Source organism: Aerococcus sp. NPDC058936, assembly GCF_042741995.1.
Classification (GTDB): Bacteria; Bacillota; Bacilli; order Lactobacillales; family Aerococcaceae; genus Aerococcus.
Genome location: NZ_JBHYKZ010000011.1, coordinates 23,344 through 36,850, shown reverse-complemented (window position 1 = coordinate 36,850; position 13,507 = coordinate 23,344). Strand labels below are relative to the sequence as shown.

Below are 13,507 nucleotides of genomic sequence, written 5' to 3'. Positions count from 1 at the left end.
ATATCGAAAAACAACTAGTGAATGTCAACTAGAATTTTATTTGTTACATCCTTATCTACAACCACACCACTGATTTTATATTCCCAATTGCATGATATGTCTTCATTTCCATAGCCTAAATTCGAAACTTCTGTAAGAATTAAAATTAATTCATCAACATTCAACCTATTTTTATGTTCATACTCAAACAATATTTCATCCAATTAAATCTGCCTCCTATCTATTTACTGGGTTAGGTAAGCTCGTCTGATTATCCCCAGTAATTCCTAAATATTGCTGAGGATTAACTGTGTTCCCACCAGAATGAAATACACCGTCAGGCGATAATTCAAAGTGCAAGTGCGGTGCGTAATCTCCGCCCGTACCACCAATTACACCAATCACGTCACCAGCTTTTACCGTCTGACCAACTGATACACTGATTGACTTCAAGTGCATGTAGTTAGACCAGTAACCGTCAGCAGTATGTTCCACATACACAGCATTACCAATACCACCCGACATAAATTCAGCCTTACGGACCACGCCATCAGTCGTTGCGTGTGCTGCATAGTTTCTATCGCCATTAGTACCAATATCCTGACCGCTATGCAGCACACCGTCACGCATACCGTACGTCATATCGTACTCAATTGACCCCGGTGATTTACCTGCTCGTACGAAGAAATTGATGCCAGGTAGCGTGTAGTCGACTGGGAAAACACGGTTGGTTGCATAACCGTTTTCGTCAACATCACTTCCACCGCCATTTTCAAGGCTTTCTAAAATCTGTTTTAATTGTTCCTCAATATCTGGTACCTTACCAGCATTTTCAGAAACGGCATTATACAGTTCCGAAAGTTGCTTTTGACCAGAAGAAACTAAATTCAACTGTCTAGACTGCCTATCAACTGTTGCTTTCAGCGTATATACTTGTGTTAAGCGTTTAGCTTGCAGTGCTTGATATTGCGTTAAAGTCTTGAATGTAGATCCGACTGTCAATTGGTGTTTCTGTAAGTTTTCAGAATCAATTGTCATTTCAACAATCTGCAAATAATCAACTGTGTTAAATTCAATGTTGGCCATAATTGGATAAGTATTCCCTAGAACCAAAGCTTCAACGTCAGTCCTAATTAGGTCAATGTTCAACGCTGTAATTGAATAGCTTATTTTTGCTGATTGCTGCGCATCTCTGTACGATTTGGCACGATTTAAAAGTGTTGTAGGCTCACGGACGTCATCATAAATAATAGTCCCGTATTGAATACCGAATTCATTTTCTAGCGCTTCATCCACAATGTAATCTTTACCATTATTCACACTAGCCATTGTAATTCTAGGACTACTTACAGCTTGTGTTTCTTCAGAGCCATCTTCTAGTTCTTCATCAATTGTTGCCCCAAGTACTCGAATGCGAGTAATAACTTCAGTTGGGTCAATTTCACTTTCAAAAGATTGCAGTCGATTTTTTAAATGAATTGGCTCTTCTCGAACTTCCCCAATTTCCTCAAGGTAGTCAATATAAGTACCGTCCGGCTCATCACGTAATTGCAAATATCCACCTAGAGAGTCCATTAAGTCCTCTTTAATCTCATCATAGGTGCTACCATATCCGATATACCTATAAACGTTGTCAGTGTTATTTTTGACCGTTACACGACCAACTTTGAAACGCTTATAAGATTCTACTTGCTCATTATGATTTTCAATCAATTTTTTGAAAAAATCAGCAATAGTAGTATCTTGTACTTTCTCCCACGATTGCTCTGAATCATGCAAATAGGCTAGTCTACCCTCACAAGCGAAAGTTTTCGTAAAAATACCAGCTTCATTCATTTTTCTTGTGGTCTTTAATACTCTACCCTTGAAAATATAATTACCTGTACGTTCATTGTAAATTTCAATCAGTGTACGTTTTGGGTGCATCTTTAGCCATCCGGGATTGTTGACATTCATCTTGATTGAAACATCATCAATACCTTCTTTTCTCAAATTCAGCTTAAAAGGAGCTTTCCGAACTTTAGCACCGTCCATGTGGATAATTTCCCCAACTGGGTCATCTGGTCCATCGTAAATTGTCACACGATACATTAAATCAGCTCCTTATACCAAGTAAAATCAATCTTCAAAGTAACATTAGGGATATATAGTTGCAGACTATTTTTGCCCGATTTTAAAACAAATTGCTCTGTTTCGTATGTTCCGGGCATTAGATTGTAAATTTCATTGCCACGTACAATTGTGACCTTATGGTTGGTTGTGATTTTAGGTGGTACGTCAGCAATTCCAGAATTTTCTAGGATAATATCCAAAAACTCCGTTTGAGCTTGCAAGATATCCTGTTCTAGTAGCCAGCCATCATGGTTAGCTAGCTTATAAGCATATCTAGATGGCCTTAAATCAGAGATTTTTACCGCAATCTTATCAACAATTCTATAAGTGATACCGTGAAAACGTGGGCTAATGCTAGCGCCACCGCCTGTTGAGCTATTCGGATCATAATATTGAGTTGCCCATGCGCCATAGGTAGCCATGTCGCCAACATTCAATTGCTTGAAATTACTCCAATTCGATTTAAATTCAAAACTGGTTGACTGAATAACATCCAAGTCAAAATTAAATAAATCCCAAATATCATGACCCTCTGGTAAAATACTTGTTTTGAAAGGATAACCTTTGAAAGTAATTTCGATAATTAATCTGTTGGATAAGTGGTCATCCGTTACACGCACTCCCATACATTTCGCACGGTAGTAATACCCAACTGAATAGCTATCATATAGCGGTATTTCGCCATATCTCATCAATTCACTTTCAATTACCGTCTGATTATGCTTTCTGTACTCATAATCACGTTCTAAAACATAAAATGTGTAGGATAATTCTCTAGATTCGTGATACTCTTGGCCGTCTAGTCCAGAAAAATCGTAATCACCCTGCATATACGCTAGCGATTCCCGTTTCTCTTTTCTAGCTGGTGTTGGGGCAGACCTTTCTAACAAATGCATTTTACGCTTTTGGCTGTCAAATTCACCAAAATTAATCTTTTCAATGATTTGTTCCATTATCCACCCCACCTTTCTACTAAACTTGCATGACTTCCGCCTACTCTATCGTATTGTGGATATGTAGCCCCTACAAATTCGCCTGTATCAAGGACAATCTGTGAGCCACTTTCCGCAATTCTAGTTAGCAAGCTTTCAATTCTACTTGTATCTGTCCCGCTGAATACGTATTTACTACCAGTGTTATCAGCATTCATCCGTCCAGCTTCGCGGGCATAGCGCATGCTGACATCGTGTGGAATTACTTGGGCACCATTCGGTAAGTTAACCAACTCACCACGGCCACCTTCGTTCATCATTGCAAAACCACCAGACCAGTTATCTGTACCATGTTGCAAATATGGAATGGTACCGATTGAAACGCCCGGAATCTTGTTGATTAATCCAACCGCAGCATTTACACCGCCGATAACATCGTTAACAAACCCTTTAACTTGGTTTACAAGTTGCTGGACCGCACTACCGATACCACTGAACACGCCACTAACAAAGCTTTGCAACCCTGTCCACGCATTTTGAATAGCGCTAAACACGTTTGTGATTGCGCTTGATACATTCTGCATGGTGCCAGTAACAGTGCTGTAAATGCTGTTAAATACACCGCCGACAATACCAGTTAAACTACTAATAATTTGACCAATGGCATTAATTGCTGAACCGATAAAGGTCATAATGTTTTGCCAAACGCCACTTACAACCGTGAAAACTGTGTTAAATATCCCAGTGACAACAGCAATAATTGGTGTAATAACTGCAATTATGGAACTAATTACCCCAGCTACAAACACGATGATTGGTGTGATCACTGACATAATAGCAGAAATTACAGTTCCGATAAAAGCGACAATTGGCGAAATGGTGGCAATTACCGCCGACACCACTTGCACCACAATCGTGATAATAGACATGATGATTGGTAGCATCGCATTAATAGCTGCAACAATCATCTGAATTATCGCTATAACTGCCGGAGCCACCGATGTAACAACGTTCATTACCGCTTGTATGATGCTTTGAATTACTGGTAGCAAAGCACTCACTAAAGTTGCGACCAGTGGCATTACTTGTGCTACCACACTCATAAATGCCATTACCAACTGCATAATAATTGGCACTAACTGGTTAAACAGCGAAATCACAACTGGTAAAACCGCCGTTATAATCGCCATAAAGGTTTGACCAATCAACATGACTGTTGGTACTAAGCTGGTCATTGCTTGTGTCAGCATTGGAATAACTGCCGCTGCAAGCTGACTAAAAGATGTCTTTATGGTTTCAATAGCGGGCTGTATCATGCTAATCACAGAATTTCTAAATTCAGCATTAGTAGCCATTAAAGTTGCGAAACCTGCAATTAATCCCATTATTACACCAGTTACAATCATCGCAGGAGAAACAATACCTCCTATTACCGTCATTACTCCCTTCAAGACAGTTCCAAGGGACAAAGCCCCAGAAGATAATCCGGATATAACGGTAACTATTTTGCCTACTACCCCGGTAATAATTCCGCCAATACTTGAGAACATTGGACCGATTGATGTAAATACCTTTATAAGTATTCCGGAAAAAGCGGTTAGGGGTCCTGAAAGTTTAGCAACTAATAATCCAAACACACCGGTAAAAATAGCCGTTTGGCTTGCCATTTTTGTAAAAAAAGAACCGAATGTATCTGAAAAACCAGAAATTATCGGTTGGATTGTTGCCCATACATTTTGAATAACCGTTACTGCACTTGAAAAGGCTTCGCTCAATTTTGAGCCAATACCTGATAATGCAGGACCAATCATTGGAATAATACTTTGGAACACACCCATTACACTAGAACCAAAACTTTCAAGCACTGGTTGAACTTGTGACCATAGATTTGACACTATCGGAATAATGGTATTGATCACTTCTGTAACCTTGCTTCTAATCGCTTCAAATACACTAAATACATTTGACCTAAAGGCTTCATTGACAGCCATTTGACGTCCAAATATAGCCCCTAAAGCTACTATGGCACTTATCACAAGGCCAACCGGACTAATTAGGAAACCAATAGCTGTTACCAGCCCACCGATACCCATGGTCATTACACCTAAGATAGTTAACAATGGACCAAGTGCTGCAATACCTAGTGCCCCAAAGGCGATTAGTGTTTGTGTTCCATCATCAAGATTCGCAAAGCTCTCCACTACCCCAGTTGCAAATTGAACTATTTCCCTAAATAGAGGATCTAATTTTGTAACAAGGCTTATTGTTGCGGATTCAATCGCACCGGTAAAGTTTTCTATATCACCAGCTAGATTATCCTTCATTGCGGCTGCTGCTTCAGCGCTGGCTCCTTCTGCGTTTTTTAGTTCAGTAGTTAATCCTGCTAATTCTTCTTGACTTGCCGCTAAAAGTAGGTTCATACCCGATGCAGCTTCAGTACCGAAAATAGTAGATAATGTTGCCATTTTCTGTGCTTCAGTCATTCCATCCATTGATGAGTTCAACTCGCCAACAATTGTGGTTAAATCTTTGAAATTACCATTCGAATCAACTGCGGAGAAACCTAAGTTGTCCATTGCCGTTTCTGCTTCATTGGTTGGTTTAGTCAAACGGGTTAACGCTGTACGTAATGTAGTACCCGCTTGCCCTCCTTCAAGTCCTGCATCGGTTAAAATACCGACAGACGCCGACAATTCTTCAATGCTAATTCCTAATGAATTCGCAATAGGCGCCGCATATTTAAATGCTTGACCCATATCGCCAACACCCGCAGCCGATGCATTCGCCGCCATTGCTAAGATATCTGCAACACGTCCAGATTCGCTAGCTTCAAGACCAAAACCATTTAACGCACTGGCCACTGTATCAGCAGTTAATGCTAAATCTTCACTAGACGCTTCGGCGGCTGAAATTACACCGGGCATTGCTGCGATTGTTTGAGTAGCATCAAAACCTTTAGCGGCCATTTCTGTCATTGCATCCGCCACTTCTGTTGAACTTAATGACGTAGTGGCCCCTAACTCAAGCGCCGATTCAGTCATTTTGTCTAATTCTGATGAGCTTGCTCCTGCGATTACCCCCGCTCTAGTCATAGACGCTTGAAAGTCGCTAGTGGTTTTGATTGCTTTTAAGAAAGGAGCAGTGAACCCTGCTGTCATTCCGGCACCCGTAAGGGACATATTTTTACCGAAACCAGTAATCTCACGCCCGGCATTTTGCACGCCTTTTGATAAATTGGTCAGTTGCTGATTCGCTTGTTGAAATACTTTAGAAAAACCATTAGCATCCGCCGTCAGCTTAGCGCTTAAAACATAATCTGCCATTTAATTGCTCCTTTCTTTATTACTTGTTAATTGCATACCGTTTGCTTGAAAAATCTTGTCAACCCACGACTTACCTTGAGTTGCATCCATTTCCAGAACGGTTTCAATTGCCTTGTGGTTATATTCAAGGTCTGCTTTGTTCGTTTTAGGAAATAAGTCAATAAACTTCTTGTTTTTCCCACGGTTGATATTCGCTTCAGCATTTAATGTTGCGTTCCTATGCCAAGTTGTATCGTGGATGAATTTCTGTTCACTCCGTTTTTTGATAAAAAGCTTTTCAGCTTCAGTCAATGACCGGTAATCAGATAAACTCATACCCAAATCAACAACAAAAAAAGCTAGCTCCATTTCACTTTGAAAGTCGCTAGCTAGTTCTATTAGTTTTATTTCCCTTGGCGTTAGGTCTTTATCGCTTGTAAATTCTGATTCAATCAGATCTAGCGGAATAAAAAACCCATATCTTCCACAAATTTGTTAATAGTGGCAGTGACTAATGATTGATAACCGTTGTTATCTAATACTTTGTCATAAATATCAATCGCTTTTTGTCCATTTACAGGTTTGTCTTCCCCTTCTTCAACTAAACCAACGGTAAACATCGCTTGCAACGTTAATTGCGAAACCATTCCATTTGTTTGGTTAAATTCAGCCATTAAGGACTTACCTGTTTGTTTTTCAATAATCATTTGCTTGCGTTTATTAAATTTTAAAGTGTAAACTTCGTCGTCAATCGTAAACATTCTCTACCTCCTAGACTGGTGTTGGTGTTGGTGTATCTTCTAAGTCGACTAAAGCCCCTGTACCTGTAAGGGTTACAGTGTACGTCACAGCATCGTCATAAGGCGCTTCAATAGGATAGCTAGTCACTAATGCTAAACCGCCAAATAAGTCAGTTTTAGCCTTTTGGTTAGTTACTTTGATTAATACTGGGTCATCACCGTCAAAAGCTTCTTTCATCAATTTGTGTGAATCGTGGTCACGAACATAAACCCCATCATTGTCGATTGACCATTCTTTGAAACCTACAATGTTTTGTTTCCAACCTTGTGAGTCCTTAGAAGTTACTTCGATTGTATCTTTATCACGGTTGATAGTTAGACCTTGTTGGCCTGCGACCGCAATTAGTTTAGATCCAGTTGAATCCCACACAGATAAGAGAATATCTTTACCTGCAATCGCTTTGTTTAATTGTCCTTTTAATTGTGTTTCTAATTCTTGTGACATATTTTATACACTCCTTTAAATTTTCATTTTATATCCGCTAAACACAACAAAATCAAAGCCAACAACAGCATGTTTACTGCCGTCAGCTTGATCCATAATCTGATTGACGCCAGTCGGAATTTGCAACGTCACTTCGTAATCATCCGGCAAATCAATATCAACAGTTAACGCTTCTTCAAGTTTTTGAATGGCATTATAAATCGGTACTGATGAACCACCTTCAGCGAATACATGCATGACGACCTGATAGCGGTCTTTCATCATAGTTTTGCTTTTTTCAGGCAAACTACCAACCATTTCTGCAACATAGAATGGCTTTGGTGCATTAATTGGTACGCTATCATAGCATGGTAGACCTGTATTTACTCGCACTTGCTTGATAATTGAAGCAATGATGCTTGTAAAGCTCATTTTCTGATACACGCTATCACTCCTTTAGCTTGGTTTTTAAGTCTTGCTTGTATATTTCACGTTGTGCATCGACACTTTTCTTCAAATAGTATTGACCGGGAACAAAATTCCCACTTCTAGTCACATGACCGTACTCGACATGCGGTGCATAAGGGGCTGAATAGCCCATTTCATCATCACGATACTTAGCCGACATACGCAATTCATTTGTGTCTACCGGTGTACCACCTTCAGCGGGTACATTACCGCCGCTATAAGCGTTCTTTTGCGAACGTGAATAAATATCCCGGATATTCTTTCTGCCAACTTCTGCAAAATCAGCTTCACTTTTTTCAAGCAGCTTTTTGCTTAACGTTTCAACGCCATGCCATTCAATGTTCACGGTTCATCACTTCCATAGCGGTCAACCACTAAAATACGCCAACGGTCTGTATCGTCACCGATGATTTCCTTGATGTTATGAAATTTGCCTTCAAATTCTATTCTTGAGGCTTTAAGCAAGTTTGCTTGTAATTCCCATGTCAGTATCTTTCGGCTCGTTGTAGTTACGTTTCTAACGTCTAATGCGACTTCCTTTTCGGTCCATGTAGTAAACCGTCCTGTGGTTTCTTTAAATTCGACTAAATCGTAAATTGGGTTAAATAATTCATCTTCGCCAACTAACTGATTTGAATATAAAAAGAGTGGTTTAAATCTCATAAGAAATTCACCACTCCTCCACGATATTCAATATCATCTTTCGCTTTCTTTTCACGGTATCTATGTAGGTCTGTTTCGTATTCACGTAAAACATCGTCTACAAATGACACGCTAAATGTATCAGCGTTTTCAGATTTGATACCCTCGTAATACATACGATTATGCAAGGCGCAAACCACTTCAACAGCAACCGTTTCAAGTTCAACTGGTAATTCAGTTTCACCCACTCGAATGTTAATTCGGTCAGATGCAGTTTTGACAAGTTCATCTAATACCGGACTTTCTTCAAGCTCTGGCTTTCGAATAATCACACGATCTTTTACAAATGCAAGTGCCATTTAACCACCTACTTTTCTGCTTCTAAAGCTTCAATAATTTCCTTTTTAGTGTTCTTATTAGTAACTTCTCGCCCTTTCTCGTTAGCTAATGCTAATAATTCATCTTTTGTAAAATTATTTAGATTCTGAATACCGTCTTTTGTTTCCGTAACCTCATTTTCTAAAGCTTCAATATATCCGTTGTCACGCAAGAAAATGATGCGGTCAGCAGTTGGCTCATAACCTTCACGAGGATAGGTATTACCTACCCCCGGTTCATAAAGTCGTCCACCGTCTTGTTTGTCCACAAATGCTTTAATGACCTTGTTCATAGATTATCCCCCTAAACTGCTGGTGCGATTGTTCCGACTACAATACCATCTAAGCGTTCAGCAAATAACTCAATGCCGTAAGCAGTTACTGTTTCAGCTTGTAAACGTTGTTTGTTAATGTCATGAGTTACACCGATTAAACCAGTTGAGTCAGTTGTGAAATCAAACGCTTGGTTAATTTGACCGCCAGACATCAAAGCGTACGCTGCAACTAAGTTCCCGTCAGCCGTTGAGTAAACAGTACCTTCTGGAATTTGTGCGGACATGAATACAACACTGTTGTTTAAGAAGTCCTCAATGTATGTCATACCGAATGCTGATTGAGTAGAGATGTTTGCATTCCCTAAGTAATCACCGGCATCGTATGGGTTCATGAAAGACACCACTTGAACATCATCTTCATCAAATTTAGCTGTAACTGTTGCCCAGTTTTTAGCCATAACTTGTTGTAAACCTGTACCAGTAGCAGTTGCTGTACCAGTAGATAATTGAGTTAACAATTTAGTACGTACGCCTTTTTGGATTTCATTGATTAATTTGTTGTCAGTTAATGTAACCGCACGATCAAAACCATATTTTTGGATATCTTCCATAGTTACGGCTTTACGTTTCTTATCCCATTCCAACTCGTGAGATGGTCCATCTTCTAAGGTAACTTGAGATAATGGAATAATATCTCCCGGCGCTACTTGTGTACCGTCTAATGTGACAGATGAAGTGTAAGTTTTGATTAATGTTCCTGCTGCCATTGGTAATGTACGTTGTACACCTAATAATTCTTGTAACGTACGGAAACGTTGCCCGAATTGCTCCACGAAATCAATTGATAATGCTGTTCCTAATTCTGTTGTTAAGTTTGGTTCTACTGCCATAATTTATCTCTCCTTATTGTTTAAAAAGTTGTGGGTTTTGTTGAATTAATTTCACCCGTTTAGTTGCATCTTTTTCATCCAAAATCTGTTGCTTTGTAAGTGTTTTGCCAGTATTAGGATATTTAGGCGAATTGCCTGCTAGCGCTTGTTTAACGCCTTCCTTAACCTTGGCATTGAATAGATTGACAAAGCTTTCTACGGCTTGTTTAGTGCCTTCTGCATCGTCTTTGACGACTACTTGAAGCAATTCATCATCAGCCGTAATGTCATGCTCTGATAGCATTTTTGAGGCTTCTTTTGACAAGTTATAAAAAGCATCTTTCCGACGCAATTCAGCTAATTCTTTTTCTAACTGCTCACGGTCATATTCTGCTTTTTGGTCCTCGTTCATTTTTGCTAACTTGGTGGCTTCTTCGACTGCGGCTTCTTTATCCTTTTTGGCTTTTGCCAGCTTTTTCTGAACAATCTTATCCACATCTTCGTCTGAATATTTAAGCTCCGGAGTTTCCTTTTCATCAGGCGTTTCTGCGTTTTCGATTGATTCATCTACCGGTTCACCGCCGTTTTCGATTGGCTCGTTGTCATCAGCAAAATACTGTAAGTTGAATTTCATTGTATTTAACTCCTTCCATATCTTTTATCGTGAATAAATGCTTGCACGTATCCATAGCTTTTTATGTCATCAATGCTTGGACAAAATAAAAACCACTAGCGTTTGCTAATGGTTAAGTCTCTCTTTTAATTCCGCCATATCAGCCTTAATTTCAGCTTCTAGATCATTAATCTGATTAACTTTCTTGATTATTTCCTTTTCACCTTTTAGCATTTTTAATTGTTGATATAGCTTTTTAACTTTCAATTGCTTTTTACGAAGGCTTGGGTCAATACAGGCGGTAATATATTCAGTTTGACAGTGCGTACATTTAAAATAATTCTTTTCAATGTCGCCGATTCTGTCCATTCGCATGACCACGTCGTACTCTTTATGGCAATTGTCGCATGTTACTTGCATATTAATTCTCCTTCAGCACTTTGCTAGTCAAGATACATAAGAATCACGCTCCTAATTATTTTCAACTGGAATAGTTGTCGACCTGCACCACGGATGAAAAGGTGGCGCTGTGGCACCCACAACACGCTCTTTAAAGCTAAATCGTTCGCCGTCTAGGCTTCTACACGTTGGACTTGTTCTAGCATCCATAACAGCAGTTATTTCGTATTCTAAGATACCTGCTTCTTGAAAGGCTTTAGCATTCGCTTCATTCAATATATAAGCCGATTCCGTTCGGACTAACCTAGTTGAATCGCTTAAACCAACGTCTGTTCTGTGTCGCAAAGTTTTAATCATGATATTGTAGCTATCGCCTCGGATTAAACCATCACGTATTTCGTTGTTCAATGTGTTAATCAGCTTTGTTTTGTTATCCCAAATCCTATCTGAATAGTTGTTTCCGTCTAGCCATTTGCTATCAAGTGTCGCCTGCATCACAAGTGGGTCTACACGAAAAAAGGCTTGAGCGTTGTCTAATCCTTTCATACTGGACAGATAACCATTCTCGTAAGCCTTAGTGAGTGTTTTATTAAATTCTGACTGTTCGATTAACCCCAATTCAAGTAACTGCTGTTGTGTTGAAAGTTGTAAGCCCTCTAACCTATTCAGATTATAAATAGACTGCCTTACAGGCATTAAGTGGCGTAAATCTGGGTGCTTATTCATAAACGCATCATAGTTTTGATATAACAATGTTCGCTCTTTTTCAGACAATTGCTGAACCATTTGACGATATTCAATGACATCATCTTTTGAAAATCTAGCATAATATTGTGCGATTTCCTTTTCTAGGTTCCTAGCAACACGATCATACTCTTTGGACATTTTAGCCACAAATTTATCATCGTTCTTGTCTTGTTTAGCAAAAAGGTCAATTTGTCGCTGTTCCCAATACTCCTTGCTGTGCACCATGGCTATTCACCACTTTCATCAACAATAAAATCACCGTTTTCATCAGTATTATAACCATCTGATGATTCCTGTTCTGTTTCAGCTTCCATTCGCTTTATTTCTTCTGCTGCATTATCCACAAATGATAGTGTAGAAAGTTGCGTTTCTTTTGACACAATCCCTTGTAACTGGACAGCAGTTGAAGCTTCATCGGCAATGTTCTCTGGAATATTGCGTGTAAAGGTGTATTTTAGCCCACTCCACTCGTCTTTCTTACCGCTTGGTACATTGGTAGGCAAAGTAAAGAAAAGCTTAAATAACTGGCTTAAACCCTTTGTAAACTTTCGTTCTTTCATGATGGCCAAGTTCGTCATCGGCTGTAATTTCATCTTCAAAGCCACGCCACTAGCATTACCAAAGCTCTCGTCATTGATATTTGCAATCATTGAAGTTTGATAAATCAAGCGCTCAATACGGTTCAATAGGTTTTCCTGTGAAGTATCGCCGTCTGGCTTGTCTAGAAACTCAATCTTAATTTTCTTTGCATCAATTTCGCCATTGGTTGAAAACAAGTTGATGATCCGATTATCTCGAATGCTATTCATACCATCGCCAATATCAGCGCCTAAGATTGATAGATACGCATCAGCAAAGTAGTCTACATCATTCGCTTTTTCTGAAATTGCCTTGTCATAAGCATTTATAAGCGTTTCAATTGGCTCTATTAAACTTTGGCGTTCTTCGTTTTCGATAAATTCAATAACAGGAACAATGCCAAAGTAATGGGCTTCTTCATTTTCAAATACAAGACTTTCGCCATCAGCTCTAAATTGTAATTGATAGGTTTCTGTGAATAACTGCCCGACAATAGTTTCTTCTTCGTCTAGGTAGTACCTAACGGCAAATAAAGGCATTCTGCTTATTGTGTCGTCATACACCACAAACATATCTAATGGGCTATTATGCACCACACACGTTTCCGATTCTTCGTTTTGGAACGCATATACAAAAGCATTGCCATAAATACTAGACATTTTAGATGCTTCAGCAATTACATCGTCTAGGTTCTGTCGATTGATAAAGTCGTTTACCATTTGCGTTACTTCTTCATCTTCGTGCTGAATCTTGATAGGAATACCAATAAAAAAGCCGTTGAACGTATCAACAGCGTACTTTGCAAAGTTAACCACAATACGGTTATCTGGCTTATATTCGTCTTTATCTTCTTGTTCTAGAATAGGTGCTTGGCTCTTATAAAGCTTTTCTAGCTCCTCATATCGTGGAACAATTGCTTGGTGTTCTTTGATGAAATCGTTAACCACTTCTGGTGTAATTTCCTTTTCTCGTGAATATACAAATACCAT

At 39.2% G+C, this 13,507-nt stretch carries 17 protein-coding genes; all 17 read right to left on the bottom strand.

Going from position 1 to position 13,507, the window contains the following annotated elements; all coding sequences use genetic code 11:
- Positions 1-14: 14 nt before the first annotated feature.
- The 17 genes from ACFW0C_RS08950 to ACFW0C_RS08870 all read right to left on the bottom strand — a co-directional run bounded on the left by ACFW0C_RS08950 (position 15) and on the right by ACFW0C_RS08870 (position 13,507).
- Positions 15-203: a hypothetical protein gene (locus ACFW0C_RS08950; RefSeq protein WP_378106875.1), complete on the bottom strand. Its 189-nt coding sequence runs from the start codon at positions 201-203 to the stop codon at positions 15-17.
- A gap of 13 nt (positions 204-216) precedes the next feature.
- Positions 217-2,070 (bottom strand): peptidoglycan DD-metalloendopeptidase family protein, encoded by a 1,854-nt coding sequence (locus tag ACFW0C_RS08945; RefSeq protein ID WP_378106874.1) that lies wholly within the window; start codon positions 2,068-2,070, stop codon positions 217-219.
- A complete protein-coding gene (locus ACFW0C_RS08940) occupies positions 2,070-3,044 on the bottom strand; it encodes a hypothetical protein (RefSeq protein WP_378106873.1) in 975 nt (324 codons plus the stop codon). Before ACFW0C_RS08940 ends, ACFW0C_RS08945 begins: the two co-directional genes overlap by 1 nt.
- The gene (locus ACFW0C_RS08935) at positions 3,044-6,346 is read right to left on the bottom strand and encodes a phage tail tape measure protein (protein ID WP_378106872.1); all 3,303 of its coding nucleotides are present in this window, start codon (positions 6,344-6,346) and stop codon (positions 3,044-3,046) included. The genes ACFW0C_RS08940 and ACFW0C_RS08935 overlap by 1 nt, the downstream gene beginning before the upstream one ends.
- Entirely contained in the window at positions 6,347-6,694 is a 348-nt protein-coding gene (locus ACFW0C_RS08930) for a phenylalanine racemase (RefSeq protein WP_378106871.1), read from the bottom strand.
- 89 nt (positions 6,695-6,783) lie between these two features.
- Positions 6,784-7,086, bottom strand: a complete 303-nt coding sequence (locus ACFW0C_RS08925; protein ID WP_378106870.1) for a hypothetical protein — start codon at positions 7,084-7,086, stop codon at positions 6,784-6,786.
- A 10-nt stretch (positions 7,087-7,096) separates the two neighbouring features.
- Positions 7,097-7,570 (bottom strand): phage major tail protein, TP901-1 family, encoded by a 474-nt coding sequence (locus ACFW0C_RS08920; protein ID WP_378106869.1) that lies wholly within the window; start codon positions 7,568-7,570, stop codon positions 7,097-7,099.
- A gap of 15 nt (positions 7,571-7,585) precedes the next feature.
- Positions 7,586-7,993 carry a DUF5072 family protein gene (locus ACFW0C_RS08915; protein ID WP_378106868.1) on the bottom strand — a complete coding sequence of 136 codons (408 nt, stop codon included), beginning with the start codon at positions 7,991-7,993 and terminating at the stop codon, positions 7,586-7,588.
- Positions 7,994-7,997: 4 nt separating this feature from the next.
- Positions 7,998-8,363, bottom strand: coding sequence for a hypothetical protein (locus ACFW0C_RS08910; protein WP_378106867.1), 366 nt, complete (start codon positions 8,361-8,363; stop codon positions 7,998-8,000).
- The gene (locus tag ACFW0C_RS08905; protein WP_378106866.1) at positions 8,360-8,680 is read right to left on the bottom strand and encodes a hypothetical protein; all 321 of its coding nucleotides are present in this window, start codon (positions 8,678-8,680) and stop codon (positions 8,360-8,362) included. The genes ACFW0C_RS08910 and ACFW0C_RS08905 overlap by 4 nt, the downstream gene beginning before the upstream one ends.
- Positions 8,677-9,018, bottom strand: a complete 342-nt coding sequence (locus ACFW0C_RS08900; RefSeq protein ID WP_378106865.1) for a phage head-tail connector protein — start codon at positions 9,016-9,018, stop codon at positions 8,677-8,679. The genes ACFW0C_RS08905 and ACFW0C_RS08900 overlap by 4 nt, the downstream gene beginning before the upstream one ends.
- Positions 9,019-9,026: 8 nt before the next feature.
- The gene (locus ACFW0C_RS08895) at positions 9,027-9,329 is read right to left on the bottom strand and encodes a hypothetical protein (protein WP_378106864.1); all 303 of its coding nucleotides are present in this window, start codon (positions 9,327-9,329) and stop codon (positions 9,027-9,029) included.
- Positions 9,330-9,340: 11 nt separating this feature from the next.
- Positions 9,341-10,201, bottom strand: coding sequence for a hypothetical protein (locus tag ACFW0C_RS08890; RefSeq protein ID WP_378106863.1), 861 nt, complete (start codon positions 10,199-10,201; stop codon positions 9,341-9,343).
- 13 nt (positions 10,202-10,214) lie between these two features.
- Positions 10,215-10,814, bottom strand: a complete 600-nt coding sequence (locus tag ACFW0C_RS08885) for a DUF4355 domain-containing protein (protein ID WP_378106862.1) — start codon at positions 10,812-10,814, stop codon at positions 10,215-10,217.
- A 105-nt stretch (positions 10,815-10,919) separates the two neighbouring features.
- Positions 10,920-11,162, bottom strand: coding sequence for a hypothetical protein (locus ACFW0C_RS08880; protein WP_378106861.1), 243 nt, complete (start codon positions 11,160-11,162; stop codon positions 10,920-10,922).
- Positions 11,163-11,264: 102 nt separating this feature from the next.
- Complete coding sequence (locus ACFW0C_RS08875; RefSeq protein ID WP_378106860.1) at positions 11,265-12,164, bottom strand: minor capsid protein; 900 nt, start codon at positions 12,162-12,164, stop codon at positions 11,265-11,267.
- Between the two features lie 2 nt (positions 12,165-12,166).
- Positions 12,167-13,507 carry a phage portal protein gene (locus tag ACFW0C_RS08870; protein ID WP_378106859.1) on the bottom strand — a complete coding sequence of 447 codons (1,341 nt, stop codon included), beginning with the start codon at positions 13,505-13,507 and terminating at the stop codon, positions 12,167-12,169.